This is a genomic window from Marinitoga lauensis (assembly GCF_004135675.1).
GTDB classification, from domain to species: domain Bacteria; phylum Thermotogota; class Thermotogae; order Petrotogales; family Petrotogaceae; genus Marinitoga; species Marinitoga lauensis.
Genome location: NZ_QHLX01000004.1, coordinates 24,972 through 43,117, shown reverse-complemented (window position 1 = coordinate 43,117; position 18,146 = coordinate 24,972). Strand labels below are relative to the sequence as shown.

At 29.3% G+C, this 18,146-nt stretch carries 24 protein-coding genes and 4 pseudogenes; all 28 read left to right on the top strand.

Annotated features, from left to right (window positions below; genetic code table 11):
• Nucleotides 1-103: 103 nt before the first annotated feature.
• The 28 genes and pseudogenes from DJ007_RS07480 to DJ007_RS20135 all read left to right on the top strand — a co-directional run bounded on the left by DJ007_RS07480 (nucleotide 104) and on the right by DJ007_RS20135 (nucleotide 18,140).
• Nucleotides 104-1,171: an IS110 family transposase gene (locus DJ007_RS07480; RefSeq protein WP_368359664.1), complete on the top strand. Its 1,068-nt coding sequence runs from the start codon at nucleotides 104-106 to the stop codon at nucleotides 1,169-1,171.
• 454 nt (nucleotides 1,172-1,625) lie between these two features.
• The gene (locus DJ007_RS07475; RefSeq protein WP_129409061.1) at nucleotides 1,626-2,162 is read left to right on the top strand and encodes a hypothetical protein; all 537 of its coding nucleotides are present in this window, start codon (nucleotides 1,626-1,628) and stop codon (nucleotides 2,160-2,162) included.
• A 10-nt stretch (nucleotides 2,163-2,172) separates the two neighbouring features.
• Nucleotides 2,173-2,502, top strand: coding sequence for a hypothetical protein (locus tag DJ007_RS07470; RefSeq protein ID WP_129409060.1), 330 nt, complete (start codon nucleotides 2,173-2,175; stop codon nucleotides 2,500-2,502).
• 122 nt (nucleotides 2,503-2,624) lie between these two features.
• Nucleotides 2,625-2,876, top strand: a complete 252-nt coding sequence (locus tag DJ007_RS07465) for a hypothetical protein (protein WP_129409059.1) — start codon at nucleotides 2,625-2,627, stop codon at nucleotides 2,874-2,876.
• 256 nt (nucleotides 2,877-3,132) lie between these two features.
• Nucleotides 3,133-3,378, top strand: coding sequence for a hypothetical protein (locus DJ007_RS07460; RefSeq protein ID WP_165974066.1), 246 nt, complete (start codon nucleotides 3,133-3,135; stop codon nucleotides 3,376-3,378).
• A 41-nt stretch (nucleotides 3,379-3,419) separates the two neighbouring features.
• Nucleotides 3,420-3,758 (top strand): hypothetical protein, encoded by a 339-nt coding sequence (locus DJ007_RS07455; protein ID WP_129409057.1) that lies wholly within the window; start codon nucleotides 3,420-3,422, stop codon nucleotides 3,756-3,758.
• 176 nt (nucleotides 3,759-3,934) lie between these two features.
• Nucleotides 3,935-4,255 (top strand): hypothetical protein, encoded by a 321-nt coding sequence (locus tag DJ007_RS07450; protein WP_129409056.1) that lies wholly within the window; start codon nucleotides 3,935-3,937, stop codon nucleotides 4,253-4,255.
• Nucleotides 4,255-4,890, top strand: coding sequence for a hypothetical protein (locus DJ007_RS07445; RefSeq protein ID WP_129409055.1), 636 nt, complete (start codon nucleotides 4,255-4,257; stop codon nucleotides 4,888-4,890). Before DJ007_RS07450 ends, DJ007_RS07445 begins: the two co-directional genes overlap by 1 nt.
• Nucleotides 4,891-5,019: 129 nt before the next feature.
• Nucleotides 5,020-5,175: a hypothetical protein gene (locus DJ007_RS14705; protein WP_165974065.1), complete on the top strand. Its 156-nt coding sequence runs from the start codon at nucleotides 5,020-5,022 to the stop codon at nucleotides 5,173-5,175.
• A 34-nt stretch (nucleotides 5,176-5,209) separates the two neighbouring features.
• Nucleotides 5,210-5,656: pseudogene (locus tag DJ007_RS07440) on the top strand (transglycosylase SLT domain-containing protein); the annotation flags it as partial.
• Nucleotides 5,635-6,387, top strand: a complete 753-nt coding sequence (locus DJ007_RS07435; protein WP_129409053.1) for a hypothetical protein — start codon at nucleotides 5,635-5,637, stop codon at nucleotides 6,385-6,387. The pseudogene DJ007_RS07440 and the gene DJ007_RS07435, both read left to right, overlap by 22 nt.
• A 12-nt stretch (nucleotides 6,388-6,399) precedes the next feature.
• Nucleotides 6,400-6,744, top strand: a complete 345-nt coding sequence (locus tag DJ007_RS07430) for a hypothetical protein (protein ID WP_129409002.1) — start codon at nucleotides 6,400-6,402, stop codon at nucleotides 6,742-6,744.
• Nucleotides 6,745-6,821: 77 nt separating this feature from the next.
• Entirely contained in the window at nucleotides 6,822-7,172 is a 351-nt protein-coding gene (locus DJ007_RS07425) for a hypothetical protein (RefSeq protein ID WP_129409052.1), read from the top strand.
• A gap of 16 nt (nucleotides 7,173-7,188) precedes the next feature.
• Nucleotides 7,189-7,446 (top strand): hypothetical protein, encoded by a 258-nt coding sequence (locus DJ007_RS07420; protein ID WP_129408998.1) that lies wholly within the window; start codon nucleotides 7,189-7,191, stop codon nucleotides 7,444-7,446.
• Nucleotides 7,447-7,488: 42 nt separating this feature from the next.
• Nucleotides 7,489-8,244 carry a tyrosine-type recombinase/integrase gene (locus DJ007_RS07415; protein WP_129408996.1) on the top strand — a complete coding sequence of 252 codons (756 nt, stop codon included), beginning with the start codon at nucleotides 7,489-7,491 and terminating at the stop codon, nucleotides 8,242-8,244.
• 98 nt (nucleotides 8,245-8,342) lie between these two features.
• Nucleotides 8,343-8,816: a hypothetical protein gene (locus DJ007_RS07410; protein WP_129408995.1), complete on the top strand. Its 474-nt coding sequence runs from the start codon at nucleotides 8,343-8,345 to the stop codon at nucleotides 8,814-8,816.
• A 45-nt stretch (nucleotides 8,817-8,861) separates the two neighbouring features.
• Nucleotides 8,862-9,836 (top strand): helix-turn-helix domain-containing protein, encoded by a 975-nt coding sequence (locus DJ007_RS07405; protein WP_129409051.1) that lies wholly within the window; start codon nucleotides 8,862-8,864, stop codon nucleotides 9,834-9,836.
• The gene (locus tag DJ007_RS07400) at nucleotides 9,833-10,450 is read left to right on the top strand and encodes a zonular occludens toxin domain-containing protein (RefSeq protein WP_129408989.1); all 618 of its coding nucleotides are present in this window, start codon (nucleotides 9,833-9,835) and stop codon (nucleotides 10,448-10,450) included. The genes DJ007_RS07405 and DJ007_RS07400 overlap by 4 nt, the downstream gene beginning before the upstream one ends.
• Before the next feature lie 324 nt (nucleotides 10,451-10,774).
• On the top strand, nucleotides 10,775-10,963 hold the full coding sequence (locus DJ007_RS07395; protein ID WP_129409050.1) for a helix-turn-helix domain-containing protein: 189 nt from the start codon (nucleotides 10,775-10,777) through the stop codon (nucleotides 10,961-10,963).
• A 75-nt stretch (nucleotides 10,964-11,038) separates the two neighbouring features.
• A pseudogene (asnS, locus tag DJ007_RS07390) lies at nucleotides 11,039-12,336 on the top strand (asparagine--tRNA ligase).
• Between the two features lie 300 nt (nucleotides 12,337-12,636).
• Nucleotides 12,637-13,433, top strand: a pseudogene (locus DJ007_RS20140) (MetQ/NlpA family ABC transporter substrate-binding protein).
• Nucleotides 13,434-13,456: 23 nt separating this feature from the next.
• A complete protein-coding gene (locus DJ007_RS07380) occupies nucleotides 13,457-14,422 on the top strand; it encodes a methionine ABC transporter ATP-binding protein (protein ID WP_240739431.1) in 966 nt (321 codons plus the stop codon).
• Entirely contained in the window at nucleotides 14,419-15,066 is a 648-nt protein-coding gene (locus DJ007_RS07375; RefSeq protein WP_206076210.1) for a methionine ABC transporter permease, read from the top strand. The genes DJ007_RS07380 and DJ007_RS07375 overlap by 4 nt, the downstream gene beginning before the upstream one ends.
• 213 nt (nucleotides 15,067-15,279) lie before the next feature.
• Entirely contained in the window at nucleotides 15,280-16,305 is a 1,026-nt protein-coding gene (gene ruvB, locus DJ007_RS07370; protein ID WP_129409048.1) for a Holliday junction branch migration DNA helicase RuvB, read from the top strand.
• Nucleotide 16,306: 1 nt separating this feature from the next.
• Nucleotides 16,307-17,005: a YggS family pyridoxal phosphate-dependent enzyme gene (locus DJ007_RS07365; protein WP_129409047.1), complete on the top strand. Its 699-nt coding sequence runs from the start codon at nucleotides 16,307-16,309 to the stop codon at nucleotides 17,003-17,005.
• Between the two features lie 5 nt (nucleotides 17,006-17,010).
• Entirely contained in the window at nucleotides 17,011-17,310 is a 300-nt protein-coding gene (locus DJ007_RS07360; RefSeq protein WP_129409046.1) for a YggT family protein, read from the top strand.
• Between the two features lie 4 nt (nucleotides 17,311-17,314).
• Nucleotides 17,315-17,554 (top strand): NAD(+)/NADH kinase, encoded by a 240-nt coding sequence (locus DJ007_RS07355; RefSeq protein ID WP_129409045.1) that lies wholly within the window; start codon nucleotides 17,315-17,317, stop codon nucleotides 17,552-17,554.
• 20 nt (nucleotides 17,555-17,574) lie between these two features.
• Nucleotides 17,575-18,140, top strand: a pseudogene (locus tag DJ007_RS20135) (NAD(+)/NADH kinase).
• Nucleotides 18,141-18,146: the final 6 nt, after the last annotated feature.

The following is an 18,146-nucleotide window of genomic DNA, read 5'->3' as shown; positions in this document are numbered from 1 at the left end:
TATTTTAGCTCAAAAAAAGGGGGTAACACGGGGTGGTAGCAGGCATTGACGTAGGAAAAAGCATGCATTATGTAAGCATAAACCAGAAAGTAAAAAGGTTTTCATCAAAAGAAATAAACAAACTAAAAAACATTTAAAAGAAAACAAAATAAAAAATATATTATTAGAACCCACAGGAGTATATTCAATACCTTTAATAGAAAAATTATATAAAGAATTTAACGTATATGTAGTACCAACATATTTAATAGCAAAATTCAAAGGAAACAGATTTCAAAAAAACGACTCAATAGACGCAAAAATACTTGAAACATATTATTACACGCAAGAAAAGCAATTTACAAAATACAAAGTAGATAAAAAATATATAATAGCGAAAAAACTTAACTTAATGATTTCAGAAAGGGAAAGCTTATTAAAAGCGAAAACAAGAGAATTTAACAGGCTTAGATCAGAATTATATGTAATAGACGAAAAAACGCATGATCTAACAAAAGCGAAGCTAATAAAATATGCATTAAACACAGAAAACAAATTAATACACTTAAGGGTAAACAGGATAAAAAACATAGAAGAAAGCATTGAATTATTAGAAGAAAAAATAAATAAATACGTAGATTCACATAAATTCATAAAAGAACAGATAAAAGCGATAATGACAATACCGAAATTCTCATATTATGACGCGTGTATAATAGTATCAAAAATAGTAGATATAAAACGATTTAAAACAGTAAAAGCATTTAAAAAGTTCTTAGGCTTTGGAGTAGCAAAAGAAGAATCGGGAACGAGCATAAAAAGGACGAAAAAAATAATATCCCACAAAGTATTTAAAGCAAAAATGTATCTATTCATACTAAGAAACATGCAAAAAAGCGGGGATAATAACATAAAAAGAGCGGTATATTACTACACATATAAATACAACAATCACTATAAAGCGGTAATGAAAGTAGCGGCGAGAATAATAATAAGGATATTTTATATATTAAAATATAAAAGAGAATACAATAAAAGTATTGAATATATAGACAGAAAAACCTTAATATTAATAAAAGAAATAATAGAAGTAGAAAACAACAAACTATCAAACAAAAAATCAAGAAAATATATAGCGAATGAAAAAATAATAAAGTTCCTGGGTAAAAATATGGTGATATATGAAAAATAACGGCCAAAATAAGCCGTTTTTTTATTTATTATGTATAAAACTATATCTTTTTGTACTTCAATAAGCTTAGAGGCTCAAATTTTAGCGGACAAAAAATGTGATGACTTGTTATAAACTGTGAAAAAATATAAAAAAAATCGTACAAATTTGTACGAAAATATATTATTATTTGTACAAAAGGCGGTCAAATTAGTATCAAAATTTGACCGTCTTTTTGTTATTATATGTGCTTTTTACCATCTTGAATTTGTACAACAAAAAAGAACAAAATAACACTGTATCGCACAAAAAGCGACAAAAAAACTCAAGGAGGTAGAAAGTATGGATAAATTAGTAGATTACTTAAAAACAAACTGGAAGGATTTAGCAGCAGGAGCAGCAGCGGGAGCAGGAATATTATTTGTAGTATTAAAAATGACAAAAAAATTAAAGAAGTAAGAGGAGGTAAGAAAATATGAATCAAAGAGTACTTTCATTAAGTGATGAATGGGCAAGTTATTCAGACACAGTAAGTTTAAAAGCCGGACAGGCTATAAAAATATTGGAAATAGTACCGCCAAGAAAAAGTGCATTTGTAATATTAAATAACCCTGCAATAAGAATGAAATTAAGAGACGCAGCAGGAAACGAATTATCAGCAGACACAAAAATTTGTTTTGCAGGTAAAAGTAGTAAAGAAATGCTTGCAACACAATTGAGTGCAGAAAAAGAATACAGAGCATACAGAGAAATAACAGAAAGTGATCAATACAACGAAAAATATCAAGAAGCATTAACATTCCCTGTTGAAAACGACCTATTATTTGAAGAATTAGAAAAATTTGAAGTATTTGTAGAAGTAAGTTCAGACATAACCCTTGATTTAACAAAATCAAAAATAGAAATTCCAGCAGTTGAATTAACAACATCAGAAGTACAAGAAATGGATCTATTAGGAGCAGATTATGAAGTGGATATACCAGAAGAATATGAAGACTATGAAGAATATTGAGGTGATGTAAATGAATACAGTAAAAACCTTATTTTTAAATGACTTTGAAAAATATGCAAATGTAGTAAACAAAGATTCAAAAGTCCTGGAATTTGACGTACCAGGACAAAAAATATATCAAATTGACAGTGATAGACCATTTAGAATGAAATTAGCTTCAAAACATGAAGCAGCTAATTACACAATTAGCGCTACTGAATTTAACGTAACAGTTGCAGGTAAAATCGCTGTTGTTGATACAGATGACTTAAGCAAATCAGTATATGCCGTACTTGATGAAGGAAACGGAACAGTACATACATTGGGCGTGAAAGCCATAGATAGCATAAACAAAAAATAACATTAACCAGTTCAGAAACAGGAATAACAGGAACATTAAAAGTCTATTATTTATTCTTAGATGGATATTACAAAATTGCATGGGAAGCACCGCTCGGATCCTCTACAGAAATTAAGTCATTCATGAAAGGATCCTTAGGAGATTTAAACAGCAAAAAAATTTTTGAAAGTTCATACTATCTTCCATACATTGCATTACTTGATGATTTCATGCTTCAAGTATATGTAAATGCACCAGTTGCAGTTGATTTTGACAACCCATTGACATTTGTTGAAATACCGGTTATTGAATTTGACAAAGCAGAATTCGAAGAAATTGCAGCAAGTATGGGATACAGTATAGAAATGGTGCTTGAACATCAAAGAAAGTTATAAGCGAGGTGAAACGCATGGATATATTAGGAGGTATCTTTAATGCAGCAAAAGGCGTAGTAGGATTTGCAAATAATTTATTAAATGGGGTTCTAAACCAGCCCCCGCACCTGCACCAGCACCAAGACCACAACCACAACAAATAGTGGTAAAAACAGAAGAAAAGAAAAATGATAATACAATGTTATTCGCTATTTTAGGGCTTGCAGGTGTATTATTAATAGTTTTGCTTATGAATAAGTGAGGTGATTAGATGAGAATGAGGCAACATAAATATACAAGATTAACACCAGGAAGAATAAAAAAACCACCAAGAAGTATAGGAATGAGAAGACCAGGAGTAATGCCAAGAAAACCCAGACCACATGTAAAAAGACCTGTAATAAGGCCTAAACCAGTAAAAGTGTCACATGTAAAAAAAATTAAACAGGCAAAAAAGACTATACCTATAAGCTGGGGCCATTTGATTTCTTTAAAGGTGCTGCTGAATTTGTTGGTGGTGTAGTTGATGGAGTAACAAAAACCGTTGGCGGTGTAGTGGGGTCTATGTTTGGGAAAAAAAGAAAACCCAGACCTAAACCAAGGTCAAAGCCAAAACCTGTTGTACATAGAGCAGTTTCAAGACCTTCAATTCACAGAGTTACCTCTGCAGTTCATAGAGTAACACCGCAACCTACACACAGAGTTTCAAGATCATATATTCCCAGAACAGTTCAAAGAAAAACCTTTCAAGTTGCAGCGGCAGTTGATCCAACAGGTGGAAAAATCAGAGATACTGCAAGAAAAGCCGCAGTACCAACAAGAACAGAGAAAAAAACAAATTTCTTACCTGTTATTCTTGCTGGAGCTGCAGCAGTTGGAGGATTCCTGCTTTTAAGGAAGTGATTTAATGGATCAATTAATGAGCATGATAAGCAATGTAGGATTACCCACAGCATATAGTGCATTTTTATTATATTACACAGTACGTGAAATTAAAAAAAGTTTAGATCGTAATACCGAGGCGATTAATAAACTCAGAGAGGATATGTATAAATTATTTGTAAGAAAGGACTGAGAAAATGTTTAATTTAAGATTTATTGTACCTATGATTATAAGTCTTGTACCGTTTTTAAAAAGTGCATTAAAACAAATGCTTGTAGATATTTTAGAGAGAATAAGAAAAAAGATTGATGAAAATGATGAAAAAATAGCTCAAAGTGTAAAGGAAGAGATTTTGACATTCTATGATGAACATGAAGAAAAGATACCAGATGAATTAAGAGGCATTACAAAAAAAGCATTTGAAGTATTAGCAGATGTGATTTATTCAATTATCGATCATGCAGATGACGCAGCAGGATTATTAACGGAGGTAGCAAAAATAATCGAGGTGATTTAATGAAAGAAGTTATAAAAAAGATTGTAATAGATACTTCTAAAGAATTAATAGACAAGGAATACAGAGAAAAAGGTACTGGAATTGTAGTTTTACAAACACCCAAAGAAGCAACTATTAAATTTGATAGTACATTAAGCCAGGAAATACCTTTACAGGATATTGAAAGTATTAACCTGGTAAATTTTGAAAAGTTTTATATTTCTTGTCCTGCAGATATAGCCCCACTTGAAATATTAGTTTTAAAAGAAAATATATACGTTGATGCAAATACTAATTACAGGATTATAAACGATAATATAAAACATTTACCTGAATTTTTTACTGGTGGTGTTCAAGGTGGTAATAATTTTGACTTTGAAGAATTAGACGGAACAACAGCAAAAACATATCAAAAAAATGGAGTTATACCTGCTATTTCAGGTTTTCAGGTATTCGGTGATCTAACAAACTGGCAAATTTTTGTTACTCTTGAACCTTTACCTGTTGCATTTGGTGGAACGGTAACAATAAAAGAGTATCCAAAAGAAATTGCAGGATCGACTTTTGTAAGGCTTGTAGCAAGAGCAATAACCTTTCAACCACTGGCAAATGCTTCACCGATTAATGTATATATTGAATATTTTGAAACGCAGTAATAGTGCAGTTTTTAGCTTCTAAAATATGACGATTTAAGGATGGTGTATTTTTTTAGGTATGTAATTTATCACAGAAACTTTTAAAAAGCGCTTAAAAAGGCTAATACAGTTTAACAGGAGGTTAAGAAAATGGCTAAAAAGAGAAGAAAAAGAAAATCAAATAAAGGTTCTAATGCTTTAAAGAAAATTGTAAGAGAAGCAAAGAAAATATATAAACATAGTGCAATATCCTGGAAAAATGCAATAAAAAAAGCAAGTAAAAAATATAAAAGTGGGAGAATTTAAAAATGCTTGAAATAAGAACACTTTTAAAAATAATGGCCAGCGTAAAACTCTATCCCCCCTTGACATATTATCTTTAGCTTTTGCAGAAAGTAGTTTTAACCCAGCCGCACGTAACCCTGCCACTAATGCGGTTGGGCTTTATCAAATGACACCATGGGCTATTAAAAGAGTTAGAGCAGAGAATTTGAATATATTTGATCCAGTAACTTCAACAGAAATAGTATGCAAATTTTTAAACTTGCTGGAAGAGATCGATTTACCCAAACTTGAAAAATATAAAAATACGAAATTTTATCAGTATTTAAGTGATTTTGAAAGGCTTGCAATTTTATATCATTATGGATTAATGAGTGCAAAAAACAGGTTTGAATTAAATAGTGTAAATAAACAGGATAAGGAAACATTAATTTATATTTCTAATCTTAGAAAGGGCAAGTTAATTGCATTGGAGTTGGTACAATGTGGAGTCTTAAAGATTTAAAGGAAATTGTAGAGGATAAGTTTATAAAAACTAAACCGTTAGATGTAGAAACAGGATTAAATGAAATAGAAACTACAAAAGCATTTTTAGAACAATTGAAAAAATATAATATACCTATTAAAACATTAAACGATATTCCTTATTTATTCTATCTTTTGCGGTATTCAGATGATGAATTTACAACAAAATTATTATCTCAAAAACATGAGGATTTAATGCAAACAGCAAGAGCAACTATTTATGCTATGAAAGGTGATTGTGAGGATATACACAGGTTTTATAATGCTGTTGCTATTGCACTTGGTGAAAAGGTGGAAAATGTAAATTTGATGGTTATGTTTTTTGGCGATAAGGAAAACATCACTGGAGCTCATGCAACAAGCGTTATTAATGAAAAGATCCTTACAGATTACCAGGCTTATGTTTATGCAAATTCTTTAAAGGGGATATTGAGTTATTTAAAGGATATTTACTTCCCTATTTATGCATATGTAATGCTTGGTATTGAATTAAAAGACGGTTTTATTTATTACAAATATAAAAGGGCTGAAGTTTTTGATAATAATGACTATAAGTATAATATACAGGTTGCAACACCAACTAAAGCAATAAACGAGCTTAGAAATCATCTATACAGAAACTCAGAATATGAAAATAAAGAGAAAACTAATACTTTTTTAAAATTCGGATCTATTGCAGCATTAAGTTATATTTTAGGAAAAATAATTTAGCGAGGTGAGAATATGGGTTTTAATCCTTTTGGAAATTTGCCTGTTATAAACATGGCAGATATTGCGAGTAAAGCAGATATAGATGATATTAATAATAGAATAAAAACAGATGAATTATCTTTATATATTGATCCAACAAATGGTGATGATTCAACAGCAGACGGTAGTTATAATAAACCTTATAAAACATTTACAGCATTATTTAACGCTCTTCCAAAATATCTCAGTTCTTTAATAGTAACTATAAAAAAAGGGACACATACAATAAATGGTTCAGAAATAATTGATATACCTGATAAATTTATTACAAGATTGTTAATCCAAGGGAAACAGCAAATGCAGATGATACGTACTTAGATGAATTTTATTTATTTTTTAAAAATGTTTATACAAAAACGTTCGATTTTGAGAATTTTAAAATTTCACCATATGGTATGGGGAGTTATAGATATTGTATATACATTGATGGGTATAATTCAAAGATTAATGTCCACAACGTAGTATTTGATGGAAAAAGTATTGATTATAATAATTCAAAAGGGTTGATTGTATATTATGGTCTGGGTTATATCTCAAATTGTCAATTTAAAAATTTTATTGATTCAGGAATTAATGATACATTTGGAATTGATTTACATACTTCAATTTTTAGACTAAACAATAACGTATTTGATAATAATCAATATCATATACGAATGAGTAATGGAGCGTTTGCAAACTTATCAAGTGGAACATTCGGAACATCTCTTACTGCAAATGTGAAAAATATAAACAATTTATTATAGCAGGAGGTGAAATAGTATGAATGCAATAATGTTTAAAAAATCAGATAAACAAATTTTGTTTTATATAAAAGATGTTAAAGAATATTCAAGAGAGGAAATAAAAGGTAAAGGTGGAATTACAAACCCAAATTATAACAACGTTTCTATATTATTCACAAATCACGAAATTACAGTAATAAATAATGACCCAGAAGCATTGACATTATCCTATGATCCAGCAATTTTACCAGATACCTGGCTAACTGATACAGATAAAATCGATCTATATGAATAATTCAAATTTCACAAAATATACATTTTATGACAGGTGATTGTAATGCGTATTAAAAAAGAAATAGAGAATTTTTTAAATGAATTATCTTTGATAAAAAATGTAAATTCAACTACTTTGAAAAATTATAACCAGGTTTTAAATGAATTTTCTAAAGTTAAAAACCCTGCTTCAATGCAGGGTTTAAATTTATTCATGGAGAAAATTAAAAATCAAAAGCCAAATACTATAGCTCGAAAAATTACTATAGTTCGCTCATTTTTAAATTATTTATACGATAATGGGAAAATTAAAAAGAAATTCTGGGAGCATTTAAAACCCCCTCGTTATAACGCTTTACCACGTTTTTTAACTGAAAAAGAAATTAAAAAGCTTATTAAAAATTCTCGAGAACCTTATTGCTATATCTTTGAGTTTATATATAAAACAGGGTTGAGATTATCAGAGCTATATAACCTGGATTTTGAAAAAATAAATAGAAATACATATATATTACGTGTTTTGGGTAAAGGTAATAAGGAAAGAGTTTTGAAGATTGATAAGAAATTAAAAGATCTATTTGAAAACTTTAAAGATATTTTACCTGGTAAAAGATCTATTCAAAGAGAAATTAAAATCGCAGCTAAAAAGGCTGGTATTGAAAAGGACGTTAGCGTTCATAAGCTAAGACATTCTTTTGCTATATCAAAAATTAATGAAGGTGTGCCTATAAACGTTATTCAGTCATTGTTAGGTCATTCAAGTTTGAATACTACGGCTATTTATCTAAAGTTTTCATCAAATGACGTTAAACTGACATGATATTCATTTGTTTATCATTGACAATAAGTATACTTTTATGGTATATTTAGTATGTGGTTATATTATTAATACTATATGTAGTATTGCGAGGTGAAAATATGGAATTAATTCTCGATGTTATATTACCTGTTAAGTCAGTCGCTAATGTTTATGCCGCTAATAATAATATTTATTTTAAATTAGATTCTGAATTTAGAAAAAAAGGTTGGATTATGAAATCTTTAAATATCCTGGATATAAAAGATTATGACGATGGTTTGAAAATAATGTATAGAATGGATTTAGATCCCACTAATAACGCTAAAAAATTGGATTTGAAAAAAGGGGAAATATATAGACTTGATAATCCCACTGATGTTAAGTTAGCCGCTAAGTGGGTTTTTGCCATTTTAGTTACTATTTTTGCTGGCACTTTCGCAGTTGAAGTAATTACAATACGTGTAATTGATATTATCGCTAAAAATGCAGATGAATTAAAACTCGTTGGCCAAAGTGCAGGATCAAGTCTTTTGATTGGATCACTGGGAATTTTTTTAATAGGATTTATCATTTTTAAAATATTGAGGGGGTGAAGTTTCTTGAAGTTTTATGAGTTAGAGGCTATTAGTATTTATTTTATGAGACGGTATAACCTTTCTTTTGGCCAAATTGCCAGTGCTTTAGATTTGCATAAGAATTCAGTACAACATCATTTGAAACAACTTGAAAAATATGCCGATGATTTAGAATTACCTTCTTTTTTCTTTCAAAATATAGATAGATCAGCTCAAACTTATGAGGAAAAAATTAAAGCAGCTCAGGAAATCGCTGCAAAGTATTATGAAGAGAAAAAATACTTAATTGATAGGTTGAAAGAAACTTTGAAAGGTAAAAGATACGTTGAGGAAGATATAAATGAAACTGAGGTGATAGAGGATATGGAAGTAAATAAAACTTCTGTGCCTGTTATTTTAAGACAGGCTGTTAGAGAATCAAAGGCAACTGTGTATGAAAATTATACAGAACCCGTTATTGAAAAAAAAGAGGAAAAAAAAGAACAACCTAAAGAAAATGACAATATCCTGGATATAGTTAAACCACTTGCTATTGCTGTTTTTGCCGGTTTTGTTATTGCTTTAATGCAAAGAAGTTCTACACCAGTTATTGAAAATAAGGTTATGCCTGCACCTGTTGTCCAGGAAAAAATAGATCCATTTGCACAATTTAGAAGGGGTTATAATATGGAGAATATAAATGATGTTGTTGTTAATGATTTTCAGGAAATTATGGAAGATACAGAAACAGATGAAACTATAAACGAAAATGATTTTATCGATAATTTTCAGTTCGATGATATGACTATTGAAATGGGTATTGAATTTGTAGGCTCTCAAATCGCTAATATACGTAAAATTAATGATCCTACTTTCGTCGAAAGATATAAGCAATCTACTATGGCTTATTTGAAAATGTTAGGATTTAAAGATGCTGTTAATACACTCTCTATTAAAAAAATGAGCCCTAAAATGGTTCTTATCCTTGGTGCAATCGGTATTATAGGAAATGGGTTTATTATCCCAGCTTTACCAAATTTACCAGAGGTGGGAGAATGATTTATACTATTCTTGGAAAATCAGGATCAGGTAAAAGTTATCTTGCAAGAAAATTAGCTAATGAATTAGCTGAAGAAAAGAAATTATTCGTCCTGGATAATTCGCATGATCACCTTAAACTCGGTAATATGAAGTTATTACAGTTAAACGATGAAATAGCTGATAAAATTAATACTGATAAGCTTATAACCTCTTTTGATAGACTTATTATTGAGACTGAATATATAGACGATACTTTGCTGTTCAATTTTGTAAATAGATTTTCTCGTTCTGTATGGAATAAGGGAAATATAGTTTTATTAATAGACGAAGCTCATATGTTTTATCCGCTCAAAAAGAATCCTATTGAATTAGAAAAACTCGTTAAAACTGCAAGAAAACGAGGTATTGATATTATTTTTGTTACCCAGCAGTTTAGTGATATAAATAAAGCGGCTATTAAACAAGCTCATATCCTTATTTTATTTAAATTCTTTGAACTTAATGAGCTCGAAACTGCAAGAAAATACGGTGTTGATAAGAAGATTATGGAACAACTAAATAAATATGAATGTATTGTCATTGATACCTGGAGAGGTAATTATGAAATTGCTAAAAATGATAAAGTTTTATAATGTTACGTTTTTTTGAAGGTGGTAACCGTGGATTACCACCTTCATGTTTTTTGTTTAAAAGGTGGTAATTGAGAATTACTACCTTAATAAAAGGTGGTAACTGTGGATTACCACATGTGGTAACCGTGGATTACCACCTTAACACATGAAATTAGCTTATAATACATATTTCGCTATTGCTAAATACATAAATACAGTTTATAAATACCGTAAATCTTTTTATTAAGATTATGTTAAGAAAGAAAATAAACCTTGATTTTTTATGTGTAAAAATATATAATAATATTGAGTTGCCTATACAAAATTATATAAAGGAGGGTTTTTATGATTGAATTAGAAGGTATAAAATTTTTTACTTTAAAAGAAACTGGTAGTATGTTGAATAAACATCCGGAAACTATACGACGTTGGATAAAAGAGAAAAAACTAAAAAGCTATAAAGTAGGAAATGTATATTATATCAAAGAAGAAGACATTAAAAATATTTTATTTAAGCAAGATACAGAAAATTGAATGTAAAAATTTCTACGGATTATAACATATAATATGATATAATATATAAAAATTTGAATTTTTGGGAGGAGAAATATGGAATGGGTATATATTAAAGATATGAAAAAATATATAGGGCAAAAGGTAGAGTTTAGAGGCTGGTTATGGAATAAAAGAGCAAGCGGTAAAATCGCATTTTTGCAATTAAGAGATGGAACAGGTTTTGTTCAAGGTGTAGTTGAAAAAAGTACATTAGGCGAAGAAAAATATGCAAAAGTAAAAAAATTAAAAATGGAAAGCTCATTAATAGTTAGAGGCACAGTTGTAGAAGATCAAAGATCACCTGCTGGTTTTGAATTACATATTGATGATGTTGAAATTGTACATAATCCAATTGAAGACTATCCAATTTCTAAAAAAGAACATGGTATAGACTTTTTAATGGAACATAGGCACTTATGGCTAAGATCAAGAAGACAATTCCATATTTTAAAGGTTAGACATGAAATTATTAAAGCCATCAGAGAATTTTACAACAATAATGGATTTGTATTAATAGACACACCTATATTTACAGGTTCAATAGGAGAAAGTGCAGGAAACACATTTGAAATAGATTATTTTGATTATGGAAAGGTTTATTTAGCTCAAACAGGACAATTATATCTTGAAGCAGCAGCTATGGCATTAGGAAAGGTATATAATTTAGGTCCAACATTTAGAGCAGAAAAATCAAAAACAAGAAGACATTTAATAGAGTTCTGGATGAATGAGGCAGAAGTTGCATATTATACCCATGAGGATAATATGCAATTACAGGAAAATCTTGTTTCTTATGTGGTTAAGAAAGTGCTTGAAAATGCATCAGAGAATTTAGTTGCTCTTGGAAGAGATATATCTAAATTGGAAAAAATAGAAGGTCCATTCCAAGGATTACATATACAGAAGCTATTAAATTATTAAACAAAAAAGGCTCAGACATTAAATGGGGTGAAGATTTAGGTGCAGATGATGAGACGATGATAGCAGAGGATTTTGATAAACCAGTAATTATAGAAAAATATCCAAAATCAGTTAAAGCATTTTATATGCAACCAGATCCAGAAAATCCAGATGTTGTATTATGTGATGATATGATAGCTCCAGAGGGATATGGAGAAATTATAGGTGCTTCTGAAAGGATCTGGCAAGAGGAAGTATTAGTAGAGAGATTAAAGGAAAATAATTTACCAGTTGAAGAATATCAATGGTATCTTGATTTAAGAAAATTTGGTTCTGTACCACATAGTGGGTTCGGACTTGGAATAGAAAGAACTGTTGCATGGATTTGTGGATTGAAACATATTAGAGAAGCTATTCCGTTTGCAAGAACATTGTATAGAGTATATCCATAAAAAGAGCTGACTTTTCAGCTCTTTTTAATTTACATTTTATTTACTCTAATAATCTTTTGTTTACTTGACATAAAAAAACACATATGTTAAAATACAAAAAAATTATATGTGGGTGATATTATGAAATTAATTAAAAATTTAGAAAGATTATATAAAGTACATATGATGATGTGGCATGTAAGGTCTTCTCCATGGAAGATTGATGCCACTCTGTTTTCGTGCTGAGTGGAATTAATTGAGAAGGCCGGTTATGAAAATAACCGGCCTTATTTTTTTAAATTTTATCAGGAGGTGTTTGTAGTGAAAAAGTTAGGAGTTTTCATACTATTGTTAGCATTAGTATCAGTGTTTTCGGGATGTTCAAAGGAAGAAAAGGTGTTAAAAATCGGTGCAACAGCTGTTCCTCACGCAGAAATTCTTGAATTTGTTAAGGATGATTTTGAAAAAAAGACAGGGTATAAATTGGAAATTGTTGTTTTTAATGATTATGTACAGCCAAATATAGCTTTGGAAGAAGAACAAATTGATGCGAATTATTTTCAACATATACCTTATTTAGAAGAATTTTCAAAAAACAAAGGATATAAAGATTTAATATCAATTGCAAAAATTCATGTTGAACCTATGGGATTTTATTCTAAAAAGTCAATAAAAGAATTTAAATCTGGGATAAAGTAGTGATTCCAAATGATGCAACAAATGAAGGGAGAGCATTATTGCTACTACAAGAAAATGGGTTAATAAAGTTAAAAAATACAAATTCTGTAAAGGTTACTATTAATGATATCGAAGAAAATAAATATAATTTGACTTTTGTTGAATTGGATGCTGCATATTTGCCAAGAACATATAAGGAAGATGCTTCTGTGGTTGGAGCTGTAATAAATACAAATTATGCAATAGAAAACGGATTAAACCCATTAAAAGATGCATTATTTATAGAAAATGCCAATTCACCATATGCAAATATAATAGCTGTAAAGAAGAAAAATAAAGATAATAAAATAATTAAAGAATTAATTTCAATACTTCAAACTGAAAAGGTGAAAAACTTTATAATTGAAAAATACAAAGGGGCTGTAGTTCCAACTTTTTAAGGAGAGTGAATAAATTGCTTGAAGTGAAGAATTTAAATCTTACATATGATGGAAAAAATTATGTACTAAAAGATATAAGTTTTAAATTAGAAAAAGGTGAAATATTAGGAATTATAGGACTTTCTGGAGCTGGGAAGTCCTCTTTATTGAAAGCCTTAAATCTTCTTGAAAAACCTCAGGGTGAAATTTTGTTTAATAATATTGATTTGACTCAATTATCAAGGAAAGAATTAAGGAAATTTAGAAAAAAAATAGGTGTGGCATTTCAACATTATAATTTATTATCAAGAAAGACGGTTTTTGAAAATATATCGTTGCCTTTGATTTTAAATAAGGAAAATGAAATAGAGAAAAAAGTATCTAATGTTATAAAAAAAGTGGGACTTGAACATAGAAAAAATGCATTTCCAGCACATTTGTCTGGTGGCGAAAAACAGAGAGTTTCAATTGCAAGAGCAATAGTTTCCAATCCGGATATTTTATTTTTAGATGAACCAACATCGGCGCTTGATCCTAAAACTACTGAAAAAATTCTTGAATTAATATTAAAAATAAATCAAGATATGAAAATTTCAACAATTATAGTAACGCATGAAATGGATGTAATAAAAAGAATTTGTGATAAAATTTTATATCTAAAAAATGGTAAGGTTCATTATTTTGGTGAAGTTTATAGATTTTTTTCTGAATTTGAAAAAGAATTGAATGAAGAATTTTATAGGGATATCAATTATAATTATGGCAAATTAAAATTAAAGAATGGAAAGATAATAAAAGTTATTTTTTATGGGGAAAGTGTTGGAAAACCTGTATTAAATAAAATTTCTAAAAAATATGACATAACTTTCAATATATTATATGGAAAAATAGAAGATTTAAAAAATGCACCTTTTGGGAAACTAATTCTGGAAATAGAAGGAGAAAAAACAAATGAATTTATAAATGATTTAAAAGAACATGTTTATGCTTTGGAGGTGCTAAGACTTTGAATATTTTAAATGAATTAATTAAAGCAACATTAGAAACAGTATATATGACATTTTTTTCAGGCTTTTTAAGCGTTATTTTTGGAATTCCTTTAGGGATAATATTATACTTAACATCTATTAGTCAACTTAAAATATCAAAAGTTATATACAGGATCTTTGATGTAATTATAAACATATTTCGATCTATACCTTTTATTATATTAATTGTTCTGGTTATACCATTAACGAAATTAATAGTAGGAACAATAATTGGTCCTAAATCAGCAATAGTATCTTTAACTATTGCCGCTATACCATTTATGGCAAGATTAAGTGAAAGCACTTTTAAGTCATTGCCAAAAGAAATGATTGATACTGCACATACATTAGGTATGAATAATTTTGAATTTATAGCAAAAATTCTCATCCCAGAAACATTGCCGAAAATAGTCGCTAATATAACTTTATTGTTAATAAATCTTGTAACCTATACTGCTATAGCAGGTGCGGTCGGTGCAGGTGGGCTAGGTGCAATGGCAATTAATTATGGATATCAAAGGTTTAGATTGGATATTTTGATGTATGATTTGATTATTTTAATTTTAATTACTCAAATAATACAATTTGTTGGAATGAAAATAGAAAAGATAATAGATATAAAGTAAAATATTTAAAATGCAATTAAAAATAAAATTCGCTCAGACGCTTACTTGCTGATTTGTAGCTTTTTAGTTTGACTCCGGGTTTTTGCCCGGAGTTTTTACTTTGTTGTACAATAATTGGTGGTTAAAATAATTTAATTTATTGATAATCTTCAATTATGTTTTTAAAATAAATATATGTTATAATATAAAAAGTAGAATGGAGGGTATTAATATATGAATGAAAGAATTCTTGATCCAACTGAAAAAACGGAAGAAAGTACTATTATTAATTTAAGACCGCAACGATTAAATGAATATATAGGTCAGGAAAAAGTAAAAGAAAAATTGAAAATAACTATAGATGCGGCTAAAAAAAGAAAAGAGCCGCTTGATCATATTTTACTTGCAGGACCTCCAGGGCTTGGAAAAACAACGCTAGCAAATGTCATTGCAAATGAAATGGGAGCAAATATTCAAATTACAAGTGGACCAGTTTTAGAAAGAGCAGGAGATTTAGCCGCTATTTTGACAAATTTACAAAATGGTGATGTATTGTTTATAGATGAAATTCATAGAATTAATAGATCTGTTGAAGAGATATTATATTCTGCTATGGAAGATTTTCAACTTGATATTGTTATTGGTAAAGGTCCCGGTGCGAGATCTATAAGAATAGATTTAAATCATTTTACCTTAATTGGTGCAACTACAAGAACAGGGTTGATAGCAGCACCGTTAAGGAGTAGATTTGGAATAATAATGGAAATGAATTTTTATCCTCCAGAAGAATTAAAGGATATTATTACAAGAAGTGCTAAGCTGTTGAATGTAGAAATTACAGAAGATGCAGCCTTATTAATAGCAGAACGTTCAAGAGGAACTCCAAGAATTGCCAATAGATTGTTAAAAAGGGTAAGGGATTATGCGCAAATAAATAATAATGGAATAATAGATATAGAATCTGCAGAAAAAACAATGACATTGCTGGAAATTGATACAGAAGGCTTAGATGATATGGATAGAAGAATTTTAAAAACAATAATTGAATTTTATAAAGGAGGACCTGTTGGTTTAAAAGCGTTAGCAGCTTCTCTTGGTATTGAAGCGGATAGTATTAGTGAGGTATATGAACCATATTTGCTTCAAAAAGGATTTCTGGTAAGAACACATAGAGGACGAGTGGTTACTGAAAAAGCGTTAAAACATCTTGGATATTCCAGAGAAAACAATAAAAAATTATATTCATTATGGGGGAATTAAAATGGAGTTTATCAAGAAAAATCTCGAAGAAATAACTCAATTAATTAAGACCCATACAGAAAAAGTAAATAGAAGTTATGAAGATTTACTATTAATAGCAGTCTCTAAAACATTTTCCGTTGAATATATAAAAGAAGCATATGATTATGGAATTAAACATTTTGCAGAAAATAAAGCTCAGGAATTAAGGAAAAAAGCCGAGGAATTAAAGGATTATGAAATTAACTGGCATTTTATAGGAAGAATTCAAACAAATAAAGTCAAATATATCGTTCCCATTGCAGAATATATACATTCAGTTTATAGAGAAAAAGAAATTGCAGAAATAGATAAAATAGCAAAAAAACATAATAAAGTTCAGAAGATATTAATCGAAATGAACATATCTGGTGAAGAAACAAAAGGTGGAATATCAAAAAATGAATTAGAAGAACTATTAAAGGTTGCAGAGAATTATAATAATGTAAAAATTGTAGGCCTTATGACAATGGCACCATATACAGATAATAAAAAGATTATAAAAAATGTCTTCTGTGGATTGAAAGATATAAGAGATAAATATATAAAGTTATATCCAGATTTAAAAGAACTTTCTATGGGAATGAGCAATGATTATTTAATTGCTATTGAGTGTGGATCTACTATGTTAAGAATAGGATCAAGTATATTTGGAAAAAGAAATTATAATACAGGAGGTTGATAAAATTGTTTATATTAGCAAATTTGTTTTATGCTTTAGCAGTTGTTTTAAGAATAGTAATAAATTTTTTCGAGATTTCCATAATTATTTCAGCAATATTTAGCTTCATATCCTTTAATTATCATCACCCAATCAGACAATTTTTTGACTCTGTTTCAGAAATAATAGAAAGGCCAATAAGAAGATATATTAACTTAACTTTTGGGATGTTTGACTTTACACCATTTGCGGCTATATTATTATTAATATTATTGGATAATTTTGTAGTTGCTTCATTGTTTGACCTGGCAAGAGTTTTGAGGTGATAGAATGAAAGCAATTTTATTTTTTAACCCATTAAAAGCCAGAAAAGATGAGATTCAAGAACAATTTTTTGATATATTTCATAATAATGATATAGAAATTCTTAAAATAATGCCAGCGGGTTCTGCTCTGGCAGATAATTCTTTATATCAGGAAGCTGATATTTTTATTGTTCTTGGTGGAGATGGCACAGTATTAAGAGTAGCAGAACTTTCTGCAGAAAATTCTGTGCCAATCATCGGATAAATCTTGGAACATTAGGTTTTATGACAGCATATGATAATACAGAGATTGAGCAAGCTGCGAAAGATATTGCTTCCAATAATTTACATTATTCTGATAGATATTTGTTGGAATGTTATGTTGGCGGTAAAAAATTAATATCTTTAAACGATATAACTATTCAAAAAAGCCAGCCTATAGGAACAGTAGATCTTGAAATATTCATAAAAGGGGAAAGCGTGTTAAATTATTCAGGTGATGGTGTTATATTATCCACACCTACAGGCTCTACAGGATATGCGTTATCAATGGGGGACCTATTGTTGAACCAACTTTAAATCTTATAACCATAAACCCTCTGGCATCACATTCGTTAAATATAAGACCACTTGTGATTTCTCCGGATAATTATGTTGAAATTGTAATTCATCATATAGATGCAGGTAATGCTTATGTGACAGTAGATGGAGATATTGTGCATAGGATAGAAGCAGGAATGGCAGTAGTAGTTTCTTCTTCTGAGAAAAAAGTAACTTTAGCTCAAAAAAATGATTATTCTTTTTTTAAAGTGTTAAATAATAAGCTTGGTTTTGGAAGGAGAATTATATGATAGAGT

Coding starts and splice junctions, on each gene's coding strand:
- DJ007_RS07405 (WP_129409051.1), top strand. CDS start 8,862: ATGAGACGGTATAACCTTTCTTTTGGCCAAATTGCCAGTGCTTTAGAT.
- DJ007_RS07460 (WP_165974066.1), top strand. CDS start 3,133: ATGAGGCAACATAAATATACAAGATTAACACCAGGAAGAATAAAAAAA.
- DJ007_RS07445 (WP_129409055.1), top strand. CDS start 4,255: ATGAAAGAAGTTATAAAAAAGATTGTAATAGATACTTCTAAAGAATTA.
- DJ007_RS07455 (WP_129409057.1), top strand. CDS start 3,420: ATGTTTGGGAAAAAAAGAAAACCCAGACCTAAACCAAGGTCAAAGCCA.
- DJ007_RS07415 (WP_129408996.1), top strand. CDS start 7,489: ATGCGTATTAAAAAAGAAATAGAGAATTTTTTAAATGAATTATCTTTG.
- DJ007_RS14705 (WP_165974065.1), top strand. CDS start 5,020: ATGGCTAAAAAGAGAAGAAAAAGAAAATCAAATAAAGGTTCTAATGCT.
- DJ007_RS07475 (WP_129409061.1), top strand. CDS start 1,626: ATGAATCAAAGAGTACTTTCATTAAGTGATGAATGGGCAAGTTATTCA.
- DJ007_RS07355 (WP_129409045.1), top strand. CDS start 17,315: ATGAAAGCAATTTTATTTTTTAACCCATTAAAAGCCAGAAAAGATGAG.
- DJ007_RS07470 (WP_129409060.1), top strand. CDS start 2,173: ATGAATACAGTAAAAACCTTATTTTTAAATGACTTTGAAAAATATGCA.
- DJ007_RS07425 (WP_129409052.1), top strand. CDS start 6,822: ATGGGGAGTTATAGATATTGTATATACATTGATGGGTATAATTCAAAG.
- DJ007_RS07430 (WP_129409002.1), top strand. CDS start 6,400: ATGGGTTTTAATCCTTTTGGAAATTTGCCTGTTATAAACATGGCAGAT.
- DJ007_RS07395 (WP_129409050.1), top strand. CDS start 10,775: ATGATTGAATTAGAAGGTATAAAATTTTTTACTTTAAAAGAAACTGGT.
- ruvB (WP_129409048.1), top strand. CDS start 15,280: ATGAATGAAAGAATTCTTGATCCAACTGAAAAAACGGAAGAAAGTACT.
- DJ007_RS07420 (WP_129408998.1), top strand. CDS start 7,189: ATGAATGCAATAATGTTTAAAAAATCAGATAAACAAATTTTGTTTTAT.
- DJ007_RS07365 (WP_129409047.1), top strand. CDS start 16,307: ATGGAGTTTATCAAGAAAAATCTCGAAGAAATAACTCAATTAATTAAG.
- DJ007_RS07450 (WP_129409056.1), top strand. CDS start 3,935: ATGTTTAATTTAAGATTTATTGTACCTATGATTATAAGTCTTGTACCG.
- DJ007_RS07410 (WP_129408995.1), top strand. CDS start 8,343: ATGGAATTAATTCTCGATGTTATATTACCTGTTAAGTCAGTCGCTAAT.
- DJ007_RS07435 (WP_129409053.1), top strand. CDS start 5,635: ATGTGGAGTCTTAAAGATTTAAAGGAAATTGTAGAGGATAAGTTTATA.
- DJ007_RS07465 (WP_129409059.1), top strand. CDS start 2,625: ATGAAAGGATCCTTAGGAGATTTAAACAGCAAAAAAATTTTTGAAAGT.
- DJ007_RS07400 (WP_129408989.1), top strand. CDS start 9,833: ATGATTTATACTATTCTTGGAAAATCAGGATCAGGTAAAAGTTATCTT.